Raw genomic sequence first — 20,526 nt, 5'->3', positions numbered from 1 at the left:
ATTGCAGTGCAGCTACGGTCGTGCTACGCGGCGCGCGGTTTATCTCATAAGATAACGCGGAGGCGGCCCACCAGAACAACTAATGCGCCATCGGTCCGCCACAGTCTAGCCGGCTTGCAACACTGCAACGGACGGAGGCCCGAGGATGGTATGGCGATATAAAAACCGCTGGTTCAGGCGGTGGTTGGTCGTGATCATTTTCTGGGCGGTTCCCGTCATGATCGTCGCGGCAAACGAGCTTCGCGAGCAGCTCGCTTACGATGCCCAGGATCTTGCTCACTCCCTGGCCTCCTGGACGTTCACCGACGCGCAACGTGCCTCTCCCGTCATCTCGCGCTGCTACGGTTCCCTCGACGAAGCCCGTAGAGCCGGCTGTCCAGCGGACGTAATAGCTGCAAATGTCGCTAAGAACCAGGATGCCCTGGCGGAGTATTCGACTCGCCGCAGCGTGCTGTTCGGTTATCTATGGCACGCGTTTGTCGGCTACTGGGTCGTGCCGGCCGTCACGTTGTTTCTGCTGGGCGCAGTGATCGGCGTAATTCGACGTTCGCTGCGCCGCCCCGCCACAAAAAACGACAAAACGAAGCAAGCCAATGAATCTGCTCGGATTGCCAAGCCGTAAAAAGCATCGCGTTGCAGCGAGCAGGCAACACATCAGCAGGCTTTTTTGCACTATTTAACCCATCGTTTCACTTTATTTTGGCGGGTAACTTTGACCGAAAACCGAGCGATCGGGTCGGGCTGGCCCGCCGTTTGCGTCTACTCGTTTCGTCTGTCGTGAGAGACGAATGTTTCGCACAAACAAGCGTTTTCTCATGCGGGCGGCATCTCGGTCAGGCAGGTCAAAATTACCTCATTGCATTTGCCTGACACGGCGCAAGCCAAGCGGGGTAAGGCTCCGCGAGATTTCAGCACATGTTGCTCACGGACGTGCTGTGTTATAAAACGCCATGTTGCAACACTCGTAGATGGGGTTTCCCAAAAAACCACGATGGAGAAAACGATGCAAAGACGAAACTTCATGATCAAATCGACCGCCGCGCTTGCAATGGGTGGCCTCGCGCTGGCCGGTTGCACGACAACGTCGAATCAGGGCGCACAACAGACCGCTGGCGACGCGGACGCACGCCGTTCGATCGACGCGGATGTCGATGCAACCATGCAACGCCTCTACGTCACCGCTCGCGGCTCGCGCGAGCTGGTTGGCAAGGCGCGCGGCGTGCTCGTGTTCCCGCAAGTGCTGGCAGCGGGATTCATCGTCGGGGCGCAGTACGGCAAGGGCGCGCTGCGGGTTGGCGGCAGCTCGGTCGGCTACTACAGCACGACGTCGGCATCGATCGGCCTGCAAGCCGGCGCGCAATCGAAGGCAATCATCTTCCTGTTCATGACGCAGGACGCGCTCGACAAATTCCGCAATACGGATGGCTGGTCGGTCGGCGGCGATGCATCGGTCGCGCTGGTCAAGATGGGCGCGAACGGCAATATCGATTCGGATACCGCAACGGCGCCGGTCGAAGTGTTCGTGCTGACGAACGCTGGCCTGATGGCTAACCTTTCGCTGGAAGGCACGAAGGTATCGCGTCTGAAGATCTGATCAGGGTCTCCGGCCGGCACGAGCAGGCCTGAATCCTGAATCAAGCGCGCAAGTTAAAACCGCCGCGCAGCCCGACCTTCTGGTCGTGCTGCGCGGCGGTTTTCTTTCTGGCTTTGATGCTGGCGAAGCGCTTTTTAGACGCGTCTTTTAGCTGGTCGCGCTGTCAATCAGCTTGAAGCGTGAACGTTTCTGCGCGCGCATGACCGCCTGATAAGCATCAACGTATTGCTGCGCCATGCGACGCGACGTGAAGCGCTCTTCGAAGCGCTTGCGCACACCCTCGCGCGATACCGTATGCAGCCGGTTCACGGCCGCCACGGCGCCAATCTCGTCCTCGACGATAAACCCCGTCACACCCTCGTCCAGCACTTCCGGTACCGAGCCGCGATTGAACGCGATCACCGGCGTGCCGCACGCCATCGACTCGATCATGACCAGCCCGAACGGCTCTGGCCAATCGATCGGGAACAGCAGCGCATGGGCGCCGGAGAGGAAGCTGGCCTTCTGGTCATCGGCGATTTCACCGATGAATTCCACGTACGGCAGCTCCATCAGCGGTGCGATTTCGCGGTCGAAGTACTCACGGTCCGCTGAGTCCACCTTCGCCGCGATCTTGATTTTCATGCCGCATCGACCTGCAATCCGGATGGCGGTATCGACGCGTTTTTCCGGCGATATACGCCCAAGGAACGCCAGGTACGTCTGCTCGACCGGCTGCGGCATGTAACGCTCTTCCGGCAACCCGTGATACACGGTTGTCAGCCATTTGGCCTGCGGCAACGGATGACGCTGCGCGTCCGAAATGGAGATGACCGGCGCGGTATTGAACGTGCTGAAGATCGGCTGTTGCTCCGGCAAATCAAGCCGGCCATGCAGCGTGGTGACGAACGGCGTGTCCTGGCGTTTGAACAGCGAGAACGAGTAGTAATCCATGTGGAAATGCAGCACGTCGAAGTCGTCGGCGCGGCGCCGCACCATTTCCATCAGCAGCATATGCGGGGCGATCCGGTCGCGGATAGCCGGGTCCAGGCGCAACGCGCGCGGCCACACGGCTTCCAGCTTCGCCTTAGTCTGTGAGTCGCCTGAAGCGAACAGGGTCACATCGTGGCCGAGTTCAACCAGCGCCTCGGTAATATACGAAACCACCCGCTCAGTGCCGCCATACAGCTTGGGCGGCACTGATTCGGTCAACGGGGCTATTTGTGCAATTCTCATTGTTTGCGTCTCCACTCGGTCTTACTTCGCCGTGATGTCTAGTCGGTGATATGGATCGGCACGGGCGCCGATCGCCCTCGCGCGCGACGTTTAAACCAAGTTCAGACGTTCAGAGAAAAGTTCAGAGACAACGCGCGCGCGAGCACGACACCGTATTATTGGCCGTGGAAGCCGAAATGTTGGCAAAACTTTCACTTTCACGACGCTGTTACAGTCGCGAAACACTCGAATATCGTTGAATTTCTGCAATTTCAGTCCGATATCGAGCTGGCGCAGCGTGTTTTACGTCGACGCTGAATGTGTTGTTATTTGTTGCTTGCCGGGTTTTTGTCTGGTTGTTTATTCAATTTCACGCCTCGCAGGTCGGCGAGAAACGAGTCGCGCCAGACGCCCAGGTCGTATTTGCGGAGCATCACCATGTTGGTTTCGTAGCGCTCGCGGCGTTCGGCGAGCGGCATGGAGAGCGCCCGTCCAATTGCTTCACTCATGCCGACTATGTCGTGCGGGTTCACCATCAACGCACCCTTCATTTCGTCGGCGGCGCCCGCGAACTGGGACAGCACGAGCACGCCGGGATCGTCGGGATTTTGGGCCGCGACATATTCCTTCGCGACCAGGTTCATGCCGTCGCGTAACGGTGTGACCAGCCCGATCTGCGACTCGCGAAACAGCGACATCAGCTTCCACCGGTCATAGCGCTGGTTCATGTAGCGGATTGGCGTGTAGTCGAGGCCAGAGTAACGGCCGTTGATACGCCCTGCTTCGTATTCCAGGTTATGGCGGATCTGCTGGTAGGTGTCCACGTCCGAGCGCGTGGGCGGCGCGATCTGCACCAGCGTGACATTGCCCCGCCATTCCGGCGATTTCTCCAGGAACTGCTCGAACGCCTTGAAGCGCTCGACCAGGCCTTTTGAATAATCCAGCCGGTCCACGCTCATGATGAGCTTGCGGCCTTCCAGGCTCTGCTTGAGGTCCATCACGTCCTGACGCGCTTCGCCGCGAGTGGCTTGTTCGGCGATTTCATCGGGGAAGATGCCGATACGGTACACGCCGGTCTTAAGCCGGCGTCCAAACGCTTCTACTTCGCCATCAGCGGTGGCCGTTCCATGCGCGTGACGCACGATGTAATCGTGGAAAGCGGTCTGGTCGCCGGGCGTCTGAAAACCCACGACGTCATAGCAGCACAGCGACTTGACCAGTTCCGCGTGAGGCGGAATGTTGAGGAGGATCTGCGGCGACGGGAATGGGATGTGGAGGAAAAAGCCCATCCGGTTGGTCACGCCTTCCGAACGCAGTGCTTCGCCAAACGGGATCAGATGATAGTCGTGAACCCAGATGACGTCGTCGGGCTGCAGCAGCTTGATCGCGCGATGCGCCAGCCACGAATTGACCCGTCTGTATCCCGCGTATTCGTCGCGGTCGTAGACGGCCAGGTCGTTGCGATAATGGAAGACAGGCCACAAGGTCGCGTTCGAAAAACCGCGGTAATACTGGTCGTAATCCTTCTTCGGCAAACCCACGGTGGCGAACGTGACCGCGCCATCCTGCTCGAGTTTCGGTCCCTGGTTGGCCACGCTGTCGCTTACTACGTCGCCGCTCCAGCCGAACCAGACACCGCCGCTGTCCTTCAGCGCGCCGAAGACGCCCACGGCGAGGCCGCCGGCCGAGCCTTTGGTTTCTGTCGGAGAGGCAACTCGGTTCGATACAACGACTAGGCGGGTCATTACAGGCTTCCTTTTTTGCGATTCTGTTCAGGGTGTGTGTATTTTTTTCATGGCTGTACTTTTCATGGCCACATCATGTGCGCGGATCGTGGCCGTTCAGTTTCTGTCGATGATCTTCGTTCGGCTCTGGACAACAGCCACAGTTCAATTCTGTTGTCGCGTTCTCCCATGCCCGGGCGTGGTTTGTGGTCCCACTGCAAGGTCTCACCCTCTCGCTTAGGGTGAATTCATGCTGAGCTTGTGCGCAATCTCAGTGCCAGCGACCCGGCTCAGCGCCGTTCAGCGGGATTGGCCGCGCCCCCGCCGGGCGAATTCGGCGCCGTGCTCGCCGCCGAATTCGCCGATGCGTCCGGTCCGTGTCGCTCTCCCCGGCTCGCGACCGGATCGGCTTCCGTGTTGGCTGTCCGGCTGGATGCCGGCGGCCTGATCGTTCTGGCCGCGCTGTCGTTGCCGTCCACCATGCTGCGCTCGAGCGGCGGAACAAAATCGACATGTTCCCCCTCCGGCGATATATCCGCACGCGTGCGCGGCAGGAACTGCGGATACGACGACTGCATGAAGTTCAGCAGGCCTTCGCGCACCCGGCATCGAAGATCCCAGTTCAAGCCGGAATCGAAGGAACTGACGAGCACGCGAAGCTGCATCGACTTTTCGGTGGCATCGGTGACCTGCAACACCTGCACACGCTTATCCCACTCCGGCGCGCGCTGCAGAATCCGCTCAAGCTCCTCGCGCAGCGGCGCGAGCGGCATGCGGTAATCGACGTAGAAAAACACCGTGCCAATGATCTGCGAACTGTTGCGGGTCCAGTTGGCGAACGGATTCTCAATAAACCATTGCAGCGGCACAATCAGGCGCCGCTGGTCCCAGATTCGGACAGACACATAGGTGCCGGTGATCTCCTCTACCCGTCCCCATTCACCCTGGATCACCACTACGTCGTCTAGCCGGATAGGTTGTGACAACGCGATCTGCAATCCGGCGATCAGGTTGCCCAGCACCGGCCGCGCGGCAATCCCCGCCACCAGCCCGGCCACGCCCGCCGACGCCAGCAAACTCGCGCCGACCTGACGGACGGCGGGAAACGTCATCAACGCGCCGCCGAATCCGATGATCACGATCACCACCATCACCGAACGCGCCAGCACGCGAGCCTGCGTGTGAATCCGGCGCGCTTGCAGGTTGTCCTGGCTGTCGAGCGGATGGGCCTGCACCAGTGCCTCAGCCACCGCGCCCACCGAGCGCACGGCAAGCCACGTCAGCGCGACAATCAGCATTACCGTGAGCAGGTCGCGCAGCGCGGCGGCGAACGGCAGTGCGTCGGGGGTTTCAACCAGCACGAAACCCAATCCGAGAATGATCAGCAGCGCGAGCGCGGGTTTGTCGATAAACCGCAATACCACGCTCATCAATGGATACGGCCGCGCGATACGCTTCAGGATGCGGGCGCCCACGCGGTGCACGCCGATCGCGAACAGCACGGCGAGCGCCGCCACGACGAGCGTGCCGGGCCAGGTGTTGAGCGGAGCGGAGGCGATTCGCTCGAAGGAGTCGAAATCGAAAGAGGCGAAAGAGATCATCGTCGTCGTGGGATCAGCCTTTTGTGAGGTGATATCGGAGGGATACGACGGGAGTACGACGGGATTGTGCGAAACCCGATTGCTTCTGTGTGCGCATGGAGCGCAGTGGCATCAGCGACCGGCCGGTTTGGACCGGTTTGGGCTGGGCTGGGTCTATTTTGCCCACCAGCCACGTGATGAGATGACTATTGCATTGCAGCATACGCCGCGTCGACCGGTCGGCCGATGACTTGGGCGGCGGCCTGGATGAACCGCGTTACGCCGAATGGCGGCTTACTGTTCAGCTTTGCAGGGAAAAGCCTTGCCGAGCCCTAATGACACCATGGTCGTGGCGTTGAAGTTGCCACGCGTGGGATTGTCGGCGATGAACTTGCGTACCGCGTCCGTCAGTTCCTGTGGTTTGACATCGACTGGCAGGCAAAAATACTGGCCCACCTGCGGTCCCGATGTGCCGCCAATGGCTTCAATGGTGTTGTAGATGCCGTCAGCGGCACCTTCTATATAAGCCGCGCATGCGCTGCGTGAGGCCGTGTCCGTCTTGGTACAAAGCATGTTCAGATCGTTGCCTGTGAACGCGGCCGCGCTTAGCGGAAACGCGAGCACACTGGCCATGACAAAAACCCGCTGCATGATGGTCCTTTCTTATGTTGTCGGTTGCGGGCCGGCCTGCGCACAGGTGAAAACATCCTGTCTTGAAGGCCCAAACCCGTCTTTTCAGCGGACGATCCCAGACGCGCCATCTCGGCTCGCCCTTCCCGGATCGTGCCCGCTGTTTCTCGTATGTTCTTCGCACTGCGCGGTCGGGACCTGTGGTCAGCCAGACCCGAGTCAGACCAGAATCAAACCCGAATCAGATCCCTCGCCGTGCGAGCGTCATTTTGCACTGTTTGCGCCGCTTTGCGGTGCTCCGGACGCGCCCGCTGCGCCCTGGTTTTGCATCGATGCCAGCCGCGCCGCCAGACCTTCCGCCACGTCTTTCTCGTGATACTGCTTCGCGAAGTCCACCGCCGTCAGGCCAATCTGGTTCTTCACCCGCAAATCGGCGCCTTCATCGAGCAACAGCTTGACCGTCGACAGATGGCCGCCGCGCGCCGCCATCATCAGCGGGGTCGTGCCGTTGGGCGAACCCGAGTCGATGTAGGCCGAATGATCGAGCAGCACTTTCACTACGTCGTCGTGACCGTTGGTTGCGGCGTAATGCAGCGGCGTCCAGCCCTTCTTGTTCACTTCCGCGTCTTTCGCGATCAGCATGTTCACGAAGTTGAGGTCGTCGTTGAGCGCGGCCAGCATCATCGCGTTTTCACCGGCGGGATCGAGCTTTTCGAGGTCGATATTCGGGTTATCGGCGAGCAGCTTGCCTACCTTGTCCGACTTTTCCCGCGCCGCGATCACAAGTAGCGGCGTGCCGGTGTCATCGACGAGATTCGGATCCACGCCCTGTGACAACAGCTTTTTAACGGCAGATACGTCGTCGAACTTTACTGCCTTGATCATGGAGTCGGCAGGCGTTGCAAAGGCGGGTTGTGCGATGGCGGCGGCCGTCAACACCAGGCCCGTCACGAGGGATCGCCACGTTCTACGCACCAAGGCGGATTGACGAGCCGACGACGTCGAAAGCGGCGAAGAGGAAACTGTCGAAAATGTAAGCATGTGTTCCTTGGGGATTACTTAACGTTCTAATAACGAAATACCGGATCTGTCAGGCAAGCGATCGGACGCGCCGCGCTGAAAAGACCATGGAGAGCTTCAGTGCGCAACTGGCTGCGGCTGCGGGATCTTGAACAGCGTGAAAAAATTACGCGTGGTGGCTGCCGCCAGCGCTTCATCCGGCATCGCGCGCAATTGCGCGATGAAGCGTCCGACATAACTTACGTACGCAGGTTCATTCGATTTCCCGCGATACGGCACCGGCGCCAGATACGGCGAGTCGGTTTCAATCAGCAAACGCTCGAGCGGCACACGCCCCGCGACGTCCTGTACGTCTTTCGCGCTCTTGAACGTGACAATGCCTGACAGCGAAATGTAAAAATCCTGGGCGAGCGCCGCCTCGGCAACGTGCCACGGTTCCGTGAAGCAATGCATCACGCCGCCCGGCACGCTGGCGCGCTCCTCGGCCATGATCCGCAGCGTGTCTTCCCACGACGAACGCGTGTGAATAATCAGCGGTTTCGCGCTCGCGTGCGCCGCCCGGATATGCGTGCGAAAGCGTTCGCGCTGCCATTCCATATCGGCGATGCTGCGGCCTTCCAGGCGGTAATAATCCAGCCCCGTCTCGCCGATAGCCACTACTTTCGGATGCCGCGCCAGTTCCACGAGGTCCGCCACGCTTGGCTCACGCGCGTCCTCATGATCCGGATGCACGCCGACCGACGCGTAAATATGCTCGTTTTCTTCGGCGATCTTCAACACCGAAGGCAGCGTTTCCAGATCAACCGAGACGCACAGCGCATGCGTCACCTTCAGCTCGCGCATTTTGTCGAGCACTTCAGGCAGGCGGTCGGCCAGACCCTCGAAATTGATGTGGCAATGCGAATCGACGAACATGGGAATTCCGTTAAAGCGGGATTGGGTTGGCTTTTAGATGATCGCTCGACCTGACCGGTCAGCCGAGCCGCCGGCCGAGAATCAGGAGGTCGCGCTCAACGCCGTCCAGCACTGCGACGCGCGGCAGCGCGCCCCACGTCTGGAATTCGAAGCGCTGGAACAGGCGCAGGCTCGCTTCGTTGTGACCGAAGATGAAACCCAGCAGCGTGTCTATACCCAACGCGGGTGCGCGTTCCAGCGCCACTTGCAGCAATTGCTTCCCGAGCCCTTTGCCGCGCGCGCTTTCGGCGAGATAAATACTGACTTCCGCCGTGCGCAGATAGGCCGGGCGGCCGTAAAAGTCGGAGAAACTCAGCCACGCGATGACCGCGCCATTTTCTTCGACCACCCATAGCGGGCGTGCCTTCGGACCATGCGCATGAAACCACGCGAGCCGACTTTCGACCGTGACCGGTTCCAGGTCCGCGGTTACGAGGCGCGAGGGCACGGTGGAATTGTAGATGGCCACGATGCCGGGAAGATCGTCAAGCGTGGCGTCGCGGAAATTGGGGTTCATAGTGCGTTCGTATGCAAAAAAGTGAGTCGATAGTCAGGGCGCAAACACGTCGCGATAGCCGAGGAACAGTTCTTCGAACACCAGCCGCGCGTTCAGCGGGTGATTTTCCACCGCGCGCTGCCGTGTCACCGTCTTCTGAAAGCGGGCGAAACGCTCGGTATCGATCTGCGCGGCGCAGCGTTCGAGCGCCTTCGATGCCCCCGGGAAGTAGCGCGGACGCCCCGCCGTTTTCTGCGCGAGCAGGTCGTAAAGCCAGCGTTGCAGCCAGCCGAGCACCATGGGTACCGGCAGCTTCTGCAGGCTTTCTCCGCACGCGAAAGCGTCACAGCCGGGGCCAGCGGCCAGTTGCGCCAGCGCGAAATCGCGCAGTGCGCGGTTTTCATCGGAGGCGAGCGCCAGCGCCGTCAGCGGCGCGCCGCCGGCTTCCGCCAGCACGGCTGCGGGACGCTCCACGCCCTGCTGCGTCAGCCATGCAACGGCGGGCTCGGTGGGCGGGAGGGTCATCGGCCATTGTCGGCAGCGGCTAATGATTGTTGGCAGCAAGCGGTCTATACGTGCCGTCACCAGAATGAACACCACGCCCGCAGGCGGCTCTTCCAGCGTCTTGAGCAAGGCGTTTGCGGCGAACACGTTGATCGATTCAGCCGGATACAGCAGCACGACCCGCAAACCGCCCCGGTGCGAACCGAGGCTGAAAAAATTCATCAGCCCGAGTACCTGATCGATCTTGATCTCCTTGCTCAGCACCTTCGTTTTCTTGCCGTCCTCGTCGGTCTTTTCAGGCTTGTCGTCGCTGACCAATTCCCCTGCGAGCGCTTCCGGCAACACGGCGCGATAGTCGGGATGGTTGCCTTGGCTGAACCACAGGCAGGCAACGCACTTTCCACACGGTTCGCGGGTTGCGGTCGGGGTTTCGCAGAGCAGGCTTTGAGCAAGATGCTGCGCGAACTGCAATTTACCGATACCCGCGCGACCGTGCAGGAGCAACGCGTGCGGCCAGCTTGCACGCAGTTGCTCAAGATGGGCCCAGTCTTCGGTTTGCCACGGATAGATCATGAAAAGTCTTTTGGATCAGGTGTTTGCGGTGCAATCTTGCGGGTTTAAATTCACTTCAACTTGCTATAAAAACTCAATTGATTCAATAATTTATCGATAGCAATTGAAGTTTTTTCGATGTTTGACCGAAGCCAAGTCCGCAGTGAGAACATTTTGAAAAGCGGAACTTAAAGTGATTTCTATAGCGCTGAACCTATTTAAAATCAAATGCTTGCAACCACTGCTTCCAGTTGTTTCTGGATATCGATAATTGACTGGGTAGCGTCGACTATCACAAACCGCTCCGGCGATTCCGCCGCCCGGCGCAAATACTCGGCCCGCGTACGGCCAAAAAACGAATCGGATTCGCTCTCGAACTTGTCCGGCGAGCGCACCGCGCCGCGCCGTTCGCTGGCCACGTTTGTCGGTACGTCAAAGAGCACGGTCAGATCCGGCTGGAAACCGCCCTGCACCCAGCGCTCAAGCGCTTCCAGCTTGTCGCGCGGCAAACCGCGGCCGCCGCCTTGATATGCGAAGGTGGCGTCGGAGAAACGATCCGACAGCACCCAATCGCCTCGCGCCAGCGCCGGCTCAATGATCTGGGCCAGATGTTCCCTGCGTGCCGCGAACATCAGCAACGCTTCGGTTTCGAGGTCCATCGGCTGGTTGAGCAGCAAGTCTCGCAGGCTTTCTCCCAGCGCCGTGCCGCCGGGTTCGCGCGTGATCACGACCGAACGGCCCGTGGCTGCGATTTTGTCTTCCAGGCGCTCACGAAACCACGCGAGGTGCGTCGTCTTACCCGCTCCGTCGATGCCTTCAAACGTGATGAATCTGCCGCGCACCATCATTGTCCCCGGATGTACTTGTCGACGGCCCGATTGTGGTCGCCGAGATTGTCTGAAAAGAAGCTGCTGCCGTCGCCGCGCGACACGAAATACAGTGCCGAGCTTGATGCAGGATTGACCGTTGCCGCAAGCGCCGCGACGCCCGGCAGCGAGATCGGACCGGGCGGAAGGCCCATGCGCGTGTAGGTATTGTACGGAGTGTCGGTTTGCAGGTCTTTTTTACGCAGCCGGCCGCCGTAGCCCGAACCCAGGCCGTAGATCACCGAGGGGTCCGTTTGCAGCGGCATGCCGATGCGCAGCCGGTTCGCGAACACGGCCGCGACCAGCGGCCGGTCGGCAGCGCGCCCAGTTTCCTTTTCGACAATCGACGCCATGATCAGCGCCTCGTAAGGCGTCTTGTACGGCAAATTCTGCGCGCGTGTAGCCCAGGCTTCGTCGAGGCGCTGCTGCATCAGCTTGTACGCCCGTTTGTAGACGGCGATGTCGCTCGTGCCTTTATCGAAGAGATAGGTGTCGGGGAAAAACAGGCCTTCCGCGCTCGCCCGCGCAATCACGTCGTCCGGCGCACCAATGGCCTTCAGCAAGTCGGTGTCGGTCATGCCGGCCGTGTCGTGCTGCAGGGCCGGATTGCCGTCCAGTTCGTTGCGCATTTTCTGGAACGTCCACCCTTCGATCACGGTCGCCACGTATTCGTTGACGTCGCCGCGGGCGATTTTCTGCAGCATCTCGTAGGGCGTAATTCCCTCCTTGAACGCGTAGTTACCGGACTTGAGCTGTGCGGAAAGACCGAGCACGCGCGTCATCAGCACGAACAACTGCTGTTGGACGTGCGCGCCGCCGCGGTCCAGCTGGAGGGCCACGCTGCGTAACGTGCTGTGGGATTTGATGGTGATGTCGAGTTCGGGTGAGGCCAGCTCGACCGGGCTATTCGCCCATTTGAACATGCCCCCGACGAGCGCACCGGCAACCACGACCGCGACGACAGCCGCGATCAAACATTTCTTCAAAAGGGACATGCGAAACACGCTCTAAGTAAGACCCATATAATACTTGTTCGCCATCGCCCAAGTCAGGTCCATGAATTCTTCGACCGCCTCATCGCTTTCATCTCCTTTCGACGCCGTTGTTCATGCTGGCGTGTTCGTGCCGCTGACGCAGTTCGGCATTATCGATACAACCGGCGACGACGCCGCCGCTTTTCTTCACACGCAATTGACGAGTGACGTCCAGCATCTGGACGCATCAAGCGCGCGTCTGGCTGGTTATTGCTCGCCGAAGGGCCGCTTGCTGGCGTCCTTCCTCATGTGGCGATGCGGCGAAGCCGTGCGCCTGATGCTCGCTGCTGACATACAGGCATCGGTGCAAAAACGCTTGTCGATGTTCGTGATGCGCGCGAAAGCGAAGCTTGTCGATGCCACGCCGTCGCTCGCCGCAGTGGGATTTGCCGGCGATGTCCGCAAGACGCTGTCCCATCTCTTCGACGCCATGCCCGACGGCGTGCACGTAAAGGTGGACGGTCCGCTCGGCTCGCTGATCCGCGTTCCCGATGCCGCCGGCCGGCCGCGCTTCCTGTGGGTCGGCCCGAAGGCTGAGGTCGAAGCGCGCCTCGCCGAGATGGAAAAACAGCTCACGCGCGCCCCGGCCGAGTTATGGGACTGGCTCGATATTCACGCAGGCGAACCGCGCATCACGCATCCGACTTCGGAGCAATTCGTCCCGCAGATGGTTAACTTCGACGTGCTCGGCGGCGTCAACTTCAAAAAGGGGTGTTATCCGGGGCAGGAAGTGGTTGCGCGCAGCCAGTATCGCGGCACGATCAAGCGCCGCACGTCGCTGGCCCATGCCGATACCGCCAAAGCCGGCGACGAACTGTTCCACTCCGATGACCCCGGCCAGCCGTGCGGCCTCGTAGTCAACGTGGCGCCCGCGCCCGGCGGCGGCGTGGATGCGCTTGTGGAAATCAAGCTCGCGGCGCTTGAGCAGGGTTCGGTGCACGTCGGGACGGCGGAGGGTCCCGCGTTGAAATTCTCGCCGCTGCCCTATGCGTTGCCGAGCGAAGTCTGACTTATTGCGGACGGTTTGTTCATGTGCCTGATTGTCTTCGATTGGCAACCGGATGCCGCGGGGTCTGACGCGGAGCGCCCGTTGCTCACGCTCGCGGCGAATCGCGATGAGTTTTTTCATCGTGAAACCGAGCCGTTGCACTGGTGGGAAAACGCACCGGACGTGCTCGCCGGACGCGATCTGACGGGCGGTGGAACCTGGCTTGGCGTCACGCGCGACGGCCGCTTCGCTGCGTTGACGAATTATCGGGCGCCGGCGGAAGTGCGGCCCAATGCCCCGACTCGCGGTACGTTGGTCAGCGATTTTTTATCCGGCGCACCGGTCGCGCCGATGACTTATCTGGACGCGGTGGCCCGCGACGGGCATCGGTACAACGGATTCAATCTGGTTGTCGGCGACTTCACACGGCGCGAACTGGCCTGGTACGGCAATCGTGCCGACGCCCCGCCTTCCCTGCTTGACCCCGGCATTCACGGGTTGTCGAATAGTCTGCTCGACACACCCTGGCCCAAGCTCGTCGCGCAACGCGACGCGCTGAGGGATCTGCTTCACGTCGATGAACGGCCGTCGCTGGACAGCCTGATCGAGACCATGCGCAATCCCCAACTCGCCGATGACCATCTGCTGCCCTCCACTGGTCTCTCGCTTGAGCGCGAGCGTGTGTTGTCGGCGGCGTTTATTGAGTCCGAGGGTTATGGCACGCGCAGTACGACGGCGTTGCGGGTAGTGGCGGTTGACGGCGACTTGACGCTGCAGATCAAGGAACTCAGCGACGACGACGGTTCACACAACATCAAACGCCCCGGCACGTTCGAGCGAAGCGATGCGTTCACGATCGTGCGTGCGGCTTAGGGTCGTTGAACTCCGAGGGAAACTTTGTGCGCGTGAAGTTGCCGGCGCCGGTTTTTACCTCTCTGCGACGTTCATGTATCGACGCAACGCGTCCGCTGCGTCCGCATGCGCCTTCGCCACCTCCGGCACGAAACCTCCCATCTTGAAGAACTCGTGCGTCATGCCTTCGTAGCGGACCAGTTCGACCGGGACGTGTGCCCTTTCGAGTTTCGCGGCATAGGCCACGTCTTCGTCGAAGAGTGGATCGTGATCGGCCGCCGCGATCCATGCGGGGGCAACGCCCGCGAAATCCGGCATGGCGTCGCGTGCGTCCAGCGGGGCAAAACGCCAGTCGTCGCGGTCTTTATCGTCGCGAAGATACTGCGCAAAAAACCACTGAATGGTCTCTGCCGATAACACAAAACCCTCGGCAAATTGCGAGTGCGATTGCGTGTCTTGCCGCGCGCTAACGCCGGGATAAATCAGCAATTGGAGGCATAGCTGGATACCGGCATCGCGTGCGAGCAATGCGCACACCGTGGCGAGTGTGCCGCCCGCGCTGTCGCCTCCCACCGCGAAACGCGTGCTGTCGAGCCCCAGCGACGCCGCTTGCGCGTGAAGCCACGTGAGGGCGTCGAAGGCATCGTGCACCGCGGTTGGAAACTTGTGCTCGGGCGCAAGCCGGTAATCGACCGATGCCACCGCGCAACCCGAATCGGCGGCGAGGCGTCTGCAGAGCGAGTCATGCGTATTGATACTGCCAACCACAAAACCGCCGCCATGAAAGTAGACCAGCGTAGGCGTAGGCGCGGCCCAATTGGGCTCGACCGGGTGATAAAGGCGTGCACGAATGGACGCTTGATCGCGTGTAGGGATCGTGAGTTCGTGGACGTCGAACATCGCGGCCGGCGCGATGTCGAGAATCAGCGCGCTGCGCTCGTAAGAAGCACGGGCGGCGGAAGCCGAAAGCGTGTGAAACGGCGGCCGCTTGGCCTTCGCGATGAGTTCGACGACCTGTGCAACGGCAGGATTCAGCGGCATGGGAGCAGGGAATTGGCGGGCGTTGGAAGCCCGTGATGATGACACGGAGTGCACGATGTCCCGCTGGGTGTGCCCGGAATTCAGGTTTCCCGTGGCGAACCAGCGCGAAGCACCTTCGTTCTTTGCATAATTGTAATCCATGGGCTACAGTATTGGATGTACACAATCCTGCAGTCACAAATTCACTGAATGGCTCGAGAACCTGCGGGATCGCACCGGCAAATTCAGAATCCTTGCGCGTTTGAGGCGGGTGGAACTCGGCAATCTCGGCGACGTAAAGGCCCTCGGGGAGGGGCTACACGAGATGCGTATGACGGTTGGCCCCGGCTATCGCCTGTATTACATGCAACGAGGCCAACAATGATTTTCCTGCTTGCCGGTGGCGACAAATCCACACAAGACAATGACATCAAACGTGCGAAAGAGATCGCCCGCGCTATTGGAGAGCACCATGAGCCGTCCTGAAACCTTCCACCGTTTCGACGTAACGGAACATCTCACGACGGAAGCCGACATGGCAGTCTATCTCGAGGCATGCCTCGAGGAAGGCGATCCGAAGCTGATTGCGGCGGCGCTGGGCGATATTGCTCGCGCTCGCGGCATGACGCAGATCGCTCGAGACGCCGGGATCGGGCGCGAAAGTCTGTACCGGGCGCTCTCCACCGAAGGCAACCCGGAGTTCGCCACGATTATGAAAGTGGTGCGTGCGCTGGGTTTCAAACTGTCGGTGATGGGTACATCCGATACCTTGGACACGCTAGACAAGCGCTCTGCCTGACGCCTTCGGCACGTTACACCCCCCTACCCCTTCACCTCCGGCTTCAACGACAACGGATCGGTCGGGTTGCGCTGTTGCGTGATGTCGTCGAAACGCAGTTGCACCGACGCCAGAATCTTCGGGTGCGTCAGCACATAAAAGCGCCGTTCGCGTACGGCGTCGAAGGTCAGTTCCGCCACCTGCGCCGCGCTCAGCTTGCCGCTCTCCACCGCCTTCGTGAGTTGCTTGCCCGCCATGCGCTGCGATGCCGTCAATGGTTCATCGTTGCGCAAGCCCTCCGGCCGCACGCGCTCGGCGTTCGCAATGCCTGTCGGCACGAATGCCGGACAGAGCAACGAACAATCCACGTGGCCGCCGACAATTTTCAAGTCGTGATACAGCGTCTCCGTCAACGCGACGACCGCATGCTTCGATGCGTTATAGACGGCCATGCCTGGCGCCGACAGCAAGCCCGCCACCGACGCCGTGTTCACAATATGCGCCGGCTCTTGCTGCGCCAGCATCAACGGCGTGAACGCGCGCACGCCGTTCGCCACGCCCATCACGTTGACGCCGAATACCCAAGCCCAGTCGTTCGCGCTGCTTTCCCAGACAAAACCGCCCGTGCCGACGCCCGCGTTATTGAACAGCAAATGCACGGCGCCGTAGGTATCGATAGTCGTACGTGCAAGCGCATCGACCTGCGCGGCATCGGAAACATCAGTGGGCGCGCCGAGCGCTTCGGCGCCCAAACCGCGCGCCATCTCGACCGTTTCCGCGAGACCTTTCACATCGACATCGGCAAGTACGAGCTTCATGCCTAGCGTCGCGCCCATCAATGCAAACTCGCGACCGAAGCCGCTGCCGGCGCCCGTGATCACGGCCACTTTGCCGTCGAACTGGTCCACTGTGTCTCCCTTCTATTTGTAGATTTCGAACGTTCAGATCAGCTTGACGAGCTGCTTGCCGAAGTTCTTGCCCTTGAGCAATCCGAGAAAAGCCTCAGGGGCATTTTCCAGGCCCTGCGCAATGGTCTCCCGATATTGCAGCTTCTTCTGTGCAACGAGCCCGCCGAGTTGCGTAAGCGCCTCGGGCCAGACCTCCGGCGACTCGCTGACGATAAAACCCTGCACCTTCAAGCGCTGCGTAAGTAGCAGAGCGGGTTTTTTAAGCGGCATCGGCGAACCGTCGTAACTCGCGATCATCCCGCACAACGCAATTCGGCCGAACGCGTTCATGCGCGACAACACGGCGTCCAGTATCTCGCCGCCGACGTTTTCGAAGTAACCGTCGGCCCCGTTGGGCAACGCGGCCTTGAGGTCGTCATGAAGGTTGCCGGCCTTGTAGTCGATGCATGCGTCGAAACCGAGTGTCTCGGTGACGTAGCGGCATTTGTCCGCCCCGCCCGCGATGCCCACCGCGCGGCAGCCCGCTGCTTTCGCCAACTGGCCGACTACGCTTCCCACCGCGCCGCTCGCCGCGCTGACAACGACCGTTTCGCCGGCTTTCGGCTCGATGATTTTGTTGAGCCCAAGCCATGCGGTCACCCCGGGCATGCCGACCGGGCCGAGATACGCTGAAAGCGGAATATGGGTGTCGTCGACTTTACGCAAGCCCTTGCCATCCGACGTGCCGAATTCCTGCCAGCCGTAGATCCCGACCACCTTGTCGCCGACCGCGAATTTCGGATTCTTCGATTCCACCACTTCGCCCACCGTCCCGCCGATCATCACTTCGTTGAGCGGCTGCGAGGCGGCGTACGACTTCGAGTCGTCCATGCGGCCGCGCATGTAGGGATCGAGCGAGAGAAAGTGATTGCGCACGCGCACTTGCCCGTCCGCCAAAGGCTCAAGCGGAGTGTCGACCAGTTTGAAGTTATCGACGCTTGCCACGCCTTGCGGGCGCGAAACGAGGAGGATCTGGCGATTGATTGAATGGTGTTCTGACATCGTGATACTCCTGTGCGGTCCCGGGATAACAGAGCGCGAGGCGCGCCCTGGTAGCGGCGTCAGGCGTCGCTGGGACCGGGTGTGGCGGACGGATCTGAACGCAGGCGTTGCTGCGCGATATCGCGGCCGACGGCGAGCCTGCGCATGTACTTGAAGGTGCCGAGCGCTTTGGCGACGAAATGGCCTTCGCTATCGCGGATTTCGCCTTCGCAATACGCCATGGTGGTGGAGCGGTGCAGCACGCGGGCAAACGCGCGGAGTTCGCCGCGGCCCGGCTGCATGAAGTTGACTTTCATTTCGACGGTGACCACGCCGATGCCATCGTCGGCGAGACTGCGCGCGGCCATTGCGAGGGCTACGTCGGCAAGCGTCATGGTCACGCCGCCGTGTGCGATGCCCCAGGTATTCATATGCGTGCCGGTCAGCGGCAGCACCACTTCGCTTGCGCCGTCTTCGGCGGTGACAAGCTGTACGCCGAGCGAATCGACGAACGGGCTCTCAGGGAGCGTGGAGAAATCGGTCATGGTCTCAGACTTCGTAATCGATGCATTGACGCGATTCACGTACCGCTGCAACGAAGTCCTTGATCGCCAGGTGCTTGGCATGGACCTGATACGCCTGAAGCGCTTCGGGATTGTCGAAGTCGGAGACGAGAACCACGTCGTACGTGGCTTCGAAACCGGGCTGCGCCGTGCCGACTTCGAAGTGGCCTTGCCCCGCAACAATGCTGCGGCAGGTTTCGAGTTTGGCTTTCAGCTTGACGATGTTTTCCGCGCGGGTGCCACCCTCGGCGCTTTCCTTCAACTTCCACATGACGATGTGTCGTAACAAGACGGGCTCCTGGTTGTAGCAAATGATGTATGCCGATCGCCCAAGCGTATCAAAAACGCCGGGCGACCGTACAAAATCACACTACTTCGAACAACCCGGCCGCGCCCTGCCCGCCGCCAATGCACATGGTCACCACGACAAACTTCGCACCGCGCCGCTTGCCTTCGATCAACGCATGCCCCGTGAGCCGAGCGCCCGACACGCCATACGGATGCCCTACTGCAATCGCGCCGCCGTTCACGTTCAGGCGATCAGCCGGAATGCCCAACGTATCGCGGCAATAGAGCACTTGCACGGCGAATGCTTCGTTCAGTTCCCACAGGTCGATATCGCTGACTTTAAGGCCCGCTTTCTTCAACAGCTTGGGCACGGCGAACACCGGTCCAATACCCATTTCATCCGGCTCGCAACCCGCGACCGCAAACCCCCGGAAAATCCCCAGCGGCTTGAGCCCTTCCTTCTCCGCAAGCGATGCGTTCATCACCACACATGCTGACGCGCCATCGGAGAACTGGCTGGCATTGCCCGCCGTGACCACTCCGCCGGGCATAGCGGTGCGAATCTTCGATACCCCTTCGAGCGTGGTGTCGGCGCGAATGCCTTCATCGGCGGCCAGCGTGACTTCCTTCGTGAACATGCGGCCCGTGGCTTTATCGGCGACACCGGCCAGCACCGTGATAGGCACGATTTCATCGTTGAACTTGCCCGCCGCTTGCGCCGCTGCTGCACGCAATTGCGATTGCACGCCGTACTCGTCCTGCCGTTCTTTCGATATTTCGTAACGCTTGGCGACGTTTTCCGCCGTCTGCAACATGGACCAGTAGATGGCCGGCCTGTGTTCCTTCAACCAGCCGTCCAACAGCATGTGCTGGTTCATCTCGTTCTGCACGCACGAGATGGATTCCACTCCACCCGCCACATAGACATCGCCTTCGCCGGCGATCACGCGTTGCGCCGCCAGCGCGATGGTCTGCAAGCCCGATGAACAGAAGCGGTTCACGGTCATGCCCGGCACGCTGACCGGCAGGCCCGCGCGCAACGCAATCTGCCGCGCGATGTTCATGCCGGTCGCGCCTTCCGGATTCGCGCAACCCATGATCACGTCTTCCACACGCGCCGGGTCAATGCCCGCACGCGCCACCGCGGCCTGCGTGGCATGGCCGCCGAGCGTCGCGCCGTGGGTCATGTTGAATGCGCCGCGCCAGGATTTGGCGAGGCCCGTGCGTGCCGTCGATACGATTACCGCGTCAGTCATGCTTGTCTCCACTTCGAATACGAATAGGGTTGGTTCATTTGGCGGGTTCAACCCGCCGTTCAGCGCAGCAAGTCCGTCGATCCGATTCGCGATACACCCGCTGCCGTCATCTGCTCCCACGCCCGCGCAAGCGAGCCGTCGAGGTCGATCGCGCGACAGGCGTCGTCGATCACGACCGCTTCGAAACCCCCGCTGCGCGCATCGAGCGCCGACCACGCGACGCAATAGTCCGTCGCCAGCCCGCAGCAATAGACACGCTTCACGCCGACTTCGCGTAGATAACCCGCGAGGCCCGTCGGCGTGGTGCGATCGGCTTCCATGAAGGCCGAATAACTATCGACATCCACGTGATGACCCTTGCGGATCACCAGCCGCGCGTGAGGCACGTCCAGGTCGCGATGCAGCGCTGCGCCGTCCGTGTCTTGCACGCAATGGGTCGGCCACAAAACCTGCTGGCCGTAGCTCAGCGTGGCCATGTCGAATGGCGCGCGCTCCGCGTGATTTTCAGCGAAGGAAATATGCTTCGCCGGGTGCCAGTCCTGCGTCAGCACCACATGCGAAAACGCACGCGCGAGGCGGTTGATCACGGGCACGACTTCGTCGCCGTGAGCGACCTGCAACGCACCGCGAGGCATGAAATCATTCTGGACATCGACCACAAGCAGGACTTCGTCAGCGCCTTTCATCGCGAATCTCACCGGTTGA

At 60.8% G+C, this 20,526-nt stretch carries 23 protein-coding genes; 6 read left to right on the top strand and 17 right to left on the bottom strand.

Features of this window, described 5'->3' with window-relative positions; genetic code table 11:
• Nucleotides 1-145: 145 nt before the first annotated feature.
• Nucleotides 146-622 (top strand): hypothetical protein, encoded by a 477-nt coding sequence (locus SBC1_RS08540; protein WP_165090691.1) that lies wholly within the window; start codon nucleotides 146-148, stop codon nucleotides 620-622.
• Nucleotides 623-1,003: 381 nt separating this feature from the next.
• A complete protein-coding gene (locus tag SBC1_RS08535; RefSeq protein ID WP_165090688.1) occupies nucleotides 1,004-1,594 on the top strand; it encodes a YSC84-related protein in 591 nt (196 codons plus the stop codon).
• Between the two features lie 147 nt (nucleotides 1,595-1,741).
• On the opposite strand, the gene SBC1_RS08530 is transcribed toward SBC1_RS08535, so the two are convergent.
• The 10 genes from SBC1_RS08530 to mltG form a co-directional block, all read right to left on the bottom strand.
• Nucleotides 1,742-2,809, bottom strand: coding sequence for a glycosyltransferase family 4 protein (locus tag SBC1_RS08530; protein ID WP_165090684.1), 1,068 nt, complete (start codon nucleotides 2,807-2,809; stop codon nucleotides 1,742-1,744).
• Between the two features lie 305 nt (nucleotides 2,810-3,114).
• Entirely contained in the window at nucleotides 3,115-4,533 is a 1,419-nt protein-coding gene (gene otsA / locus SBC1_RS08525; protein WP_165090681.1) for an alpha,alpha-trehalose-phosphate synthase (UDP-forming), read from the bottom strand.
• A 269-nt stretch (nucleotides 4,534-4,802) separates the two neighbouring features.
• Nucleotides 4,803-6,113, bottom strand: coding sequence for a mechanosensitive ion channel family protein (locus tag SBC1_RS08520; RefSeq protein WP_165090675.1), 1,311 nt, complete (start codon nucleotides 6,111-6,113; stop codon nucleotides 4,803-4,805).
• Nucleotides 6,114-6,386: 273 nt separating this feature from the next.
• On the bottom strand, nucleotides 6,387-6,743 hold the full coding sequence (locus SBC1_RS08515; RefSeq protein ID WP_165090673.1) for a Rap1a/Tai family immunity protein: 357 nt from the start codon (nucleotides 6,741-6,743) through the stop codon (nucleotides 6,387-6,389).
• Nucleotides 6,744-6,986: 243 nt separating this feature from the next.
• A complete protein-coding gene (locus SBC1_RS08510) occupies nucleotides 6,987-7,763 on the bottom strand; it encodes an ankyrin repeat domain-containing protein (RefSeq protein WP_165090671.1) in 777 nt (258 codons plus the stop codon).
• 96 nt (nucleotides 7,764-7,859) lie between these two features.
• Nucleotides 7,860-8,657, bottom strand: a complete 798-nt coding sequence (locus tag SBC1_RS08505; protein ID WP_165090668.1) for a TatD family hydrolase — start codon at nucleotides 8,655-8,657, stop codon at nucleotides 7,860-7,862.
• A 58-nt stretch (nucleotides 8,658-8,715) separates the two neighbouring features.
• Nucleotides 8,716-9,213, bottom strand: a complete 498-nt coding sequence (locus SBC1_RS08500) for a GNAT family N-acetyltransferase (protein ID WP_165090666.1) — start codon at nucleotides 9,211-9,213, stop codon at nucleotides 8,716-8,718.
• A 33-nt stretch (nucleotides 9,214-9,246) separates the two neighbouring features.
• Entirely contained in the window at nucleotides 9,247-10,269 is a 1,023-nt protein-coding gene (locus tag SBC1_RS08495) for a DNA polymerase III subunit delta' (RefSeq protein ID WP_165090664.1), read from the bottom strand.
• Nucleotides 10,270-10,472: 203 nt separating this feature from the next.
• Nucleotides 10,473-11,093, bottom strand: a complete 621-nt coding sequence (gene tmk, locus SBC1_RS08490) for a dTMP kinase (protein WP_165093162.1) — start codon at nucleotides 11,091-11,093, stop codon at nucleotides 10,473-10,475.
• Nucleotides 11,093-12,109, bottom strand: coding sequence for an endolytic transglycosylase MltG (gene mltG / locus SBC1_RS08485; RefSeq protein WP_165090661.1), 1,017 nt, complete (start codon nucleotides 12,107-12,109; stop codon nucleotides 11,093-11,095). Before mltG ends, tmk begins: the two co-directional genes overlap by 1 nt.
• A gap of 61 nt (nucleotides 12,110-12,170) precedes the next feature.
• Between mltG and SBC1_RS08480 the strand changes: the two genes are divergently transcribed.
• Nucleotides 12,171-13,157 (top strand): folate-binding protein YgfZ, encoded by a 987-nt coding sequence (locus tag SBC1_RS08480; protein WP_165090658.1) that lies wholly within the window; start codon nucleotides 12,171-12,173, stop codon nucleotides 13,155-13,157.
• A 21-nt stretch (nucleotides 13,158-13,178) separates the two neighbouring features.
• Entirely contained in the window at nucleotides 13,179-14,009 is an 831-nt protein-coding gene (locus SBC1_RS08475; RefSeq protein WP_165090655.1) for an NRDE family protein, read from the top strand.
• Between the two features lie 54 nt (nucleotides 14,010-14,063).
• On the opposite strand, the gene SBC1_RS08470 is transcribed toward SBC1_RS08475, so the two are convergent.
• Nucleotides 14,064-15,029, bottom strand: coding sequence for an alpha/beta hydrolase (locus SBC1_RS08470; RefSeq protein WP_165090650.1), 966 nt, complete (start codon nucleotides 15,027-15,029; stop codon nucleotides 14,064-14,066).
• Nucleotides 15,030-15,168: 139 nt separating this feature from the next.
• On the opposite strand from SBC1_RS08470, the gene SBC1_RS08465 reads away from it, so the two are divergent.
• Together SBC1_RS08465 and SBC1_RS08460 are read left to right on the top strand one after the other, a co-directional pair.
• On the top strand, nucleotides 15,169-15,393 hold the full coding sequence (locus SBC1_RS08465) for a type II toxin-antitoxin system RelE/ParE family toxin (RefSeq protein WP_370469551.1): 225 nt from the start codon (nucleotides 15,169-15,171) through the stop codon (nucleotides 15,391-15,393).
• An 87-nt stretch (nucleotides 15,394-15,480) separates the two neighbouring features.
• Nucleotides 15,481-15,807, top strand: a complete 327-nt coding sequence (locus SBC1_RS08460; RefSeq protein ID WP_165090647.1) for an addiction module antidote protein — start codon at nucleotides 15,481-15,483, stop codon at nucleotides 15,805-15,807.
• A 23-nt stretch (nucleotides 15,808-15,830) separates the two neighbouring features.
• Here the strand turns inward: SBC1_RS08460 and SBC1_RS08455 are convergent, their stop codons facing one another.
• The 6 genes from SBC1_RS08455 to pncA all read right to left on the bottom strand — a co-directional run bounded on the left by SBC1_RS08455 (nucleotide 15,831) and on the right by pncA (nucleotide 20,507).
• A complete protein-coding gene (locus tag SBC1_RS08455) occupies nucleotides 15,831-16,694 on the bottom strand; it encodes an SDR family oxidoreductase (protein WP_165090642.1) in 864 nt (287 codons plus the stop codon).
• Nucleotides 16,695-16,727: 33 nt separating this feature from the next.
• Complete coding sequence (locus SBC1_RS08450; RefSeq protein WP_165090635.1) at nucleotides 16,728-17,735, bottom strand: NADP-dependent oxidoreductase; 1,008 nt, start codon at nucleotides 17,733-17,735, stop codon at nucleotides 16,728-16,730.
• A 59-nt stretch (nucleotides 17,736-17,794) separates the two neighbouring features.
• Nucleotides 17,795-18,259, bottom strand: a complete 465-nt coding sequence (locus SBC1_RS08445) for a PaaI family thioesterase (RefSeq protein WP_165090630.1) — start codon at nucleotides 18,257-18,259, stop codon at nucleotides 17,795-17,797.
• Nucleotides 18,260-18,263: 4 nt separating this feature from the next.
• Nucleotides 18,264-18,566 (bottom strand): Dabb family protein, encoded by a 303-nt coding sequence (locus SBC1_RS08440; RefSeq protein ID WP_165090626.1) that lies wholly within the window; start codon nucleotides 18,564-18,566, stop codon nucleotides 18,264-18,266.
• A gap of 76 nt (nucleotides 18,567-18,642) precedes the next feature.
• A complete protein-coding gene (locus tag SBC1_RS08435; protein ID WP_165090621.1) occupies nucleotides 18,643-19,821 on the bottom strand; it encodes an acetyl-CoA C-acyltransferase in 1,179 nt (392 codons plus the stop codon).
• 59 nt (nucleotides 19,822-19,880) lie between these two features.
• On the bottom strand, nucleotides 19,881-20,507 hold the full coding sequence (gene pncA / locus SBC1_RS08430; RefSeq protein WP_165090618.1) for a bifunctional nicotinamidase/pyrazinamidase: 627 nt from the start codon (nucleotides 20,505-20,507) through the stop codon (nucleotides 19,881-19,883).
• Nucleotides 20,508-20,526 lie beyond the last annotated feature (19 nt).

Origin of the sequence: Caballeronia sp. SBC1 (assembly GCF_011493005.1) — a bacterium.
Lineage (GTDB): Bacteria > Pseudomonadota > Gammaproteobacteria > Burkholderiales > Burkholderiaceae > Caballeronia.
Note: the sequence above shows the minus strand (reverse complement) of the source record. Positions and strands in the feature narration are given on the sequence as shown.

What these genes read in the sequence shown, in the direction of transcription:
- SBC1_RS08450 (WP_165090635.1), bottom strand. Translation starts at nt 17,735, where the DNA reads ATGTCAGAACACCATTCAATCAATCGCCAGATCCTCCTCGTTTCGCGC.
- SBC1_RS08475 (WP_165090655.1), top strand. Translation starts at nt 13,179, where the DNA reads ATGTGCCTGATTGTCTTCGATTGGCAACCGGATGCCGCGGGGTCTGAC.
- SBC1_RS08495 (WP_165090664.1), bottom strand. Translation starts at nt 10,269, where the DNA reads ATGATCTATCCGTGGCAAACCGAAGACTGGGCCCATCTTGAGCAACTG.
- SBC1_RS08505 (WP_165090668.1), bottom strand. Translation starts at nt 8,657, where the DNA reads ATGTTCGTCGATTCGCATTGCCACATCAATTTCGAGGGTCTGGCCGAC.
- SBC1_RS08465 (WP_370469551.1), top strand. Translation starts at nt 15,169, where the DNA reads ATGGGCTACAGTATTGGATGTACACAATCCTGCAGTCACAAATTCACT.
- SBC1_RS08535 (WP_165090688.1), top strand. Translation starts at nt 1,004, where the DNA reads ATGCAAAGACGAAACTTCATGATCAAATCGACCGCCGCGCTTGCAATG.
- SBC1_RS08540 (WP_165090691.1), top strand. Translation starts at nt 146, where the DNA reads ATGGTATGGCGATATAAAAACCGCTGGTTCAGGCGGTGGTTGGTCGTG.
- pncA (WP_165090618.1), bottom strand. Translation starts at nt 20,507, where the DNA reads ATGAAAGGCGCTGACGAAGTCCTGCTTGTGGTCGATGTCCAGAATGAT.
- SBC1_RS08480 (WP_165090658.1), top strand. Translation starts at nt 12,171, where the DNA reads ATGAATTCTTCGACCGCCTCATCGCTTTCATCTCCTTTCGACGCCGTT.
- SBC1_RS08470 (WP_165090650.1), bottom strand. Translation starts at nt 15,029, where the DNA reads ATGCCGCTGAATCCTGCCGTTGCACAGGTCGTCGAACTCATCGCGAAG.
- otsA (WP_165090681.1), bottom strand. Translation starts at nt 4,533, where the DNA reads ATGACCCGCCTAGTCGTTGTATCGAACCGAGTTGCCTCTCCGACAGAA.
- SBC1_RS08510 (WP_165090671.1), bottom strand. Translation starts at nt 7,763, where the DNA reads ATGCTTACATTTTCGACAGTTTCCTCTTCGCCGCTTTCGACGTCGTCG.
- SBC1_RS08515 (WP_165090673.1), bottom strand. Translation starts at nt 6,743, where the DNA reads ATGCAGCGGGTTTTTGTCATGGCCAGTGTGCTCGCGTTTCCGCTAAGC.
- SBC1_RS08445 (WP_165090630.1), bottom strand. Translation starts at nt 18,259, where the DNA reads ATGACCGATTTCTCCACGCTCCCTGAGAGCCCGTTCGTCGATTCGCTC.
- SBC1_RS08530 (WP_165090684.1), bottom strand. Translation starts at nt 2,809, where the DNA reads ATGAGAATTGCACAAATAGCCCCGTTGACCGAATCAGTGCCGCCCAAG.
- SBC1_RS08435 (WP_165090621.1), bottom strand. Translation starts at nt 19,821, where the DNA reads ATGACTGACGCGGTAATCGTATCGACGGCACGCACGGGCCTCGCCAAA.
- tmk (WP_165093162.1), bottom strand. Translation starts at nt 11,093, where the DNA reads ATGGTGCGCGGCAGATTCATCACGTTTGAAGGCATCGACGGAGCGGGT.
- mltG (WP_165090661.1), bottom strand. Translation starts at nt 12,109, where the DNA reads ATGTCCCTTTTGAAGAAATGTTTGATCGCGGCTGTCGTCGCGGTCGTG.
- SBC1_RS08500 (WP_165090666.1), bottom strand. Translation starts at nt 9,213, where the DNA reads ATGAACCCCAATTTCCGCGACGCCACGCTTGACGATCTTCCCGGCATC.
- SBC1_RS08520 (WP_165090675.1), bottom strand. Translation starts at nt 6,113, where the DNA reads ATGATCTCTTTCGCCTCTTTCGATTTCGACTCCTTCGAGCGAATCGCC.
- SBC1_RS08460 (WP_165090647.1), top strand. Translation starts at nt 15,481, where the DNA reads ATGAGCCGTCCTGAAACCTTCCACCGTTTCGACGTAACGGAACATCTC.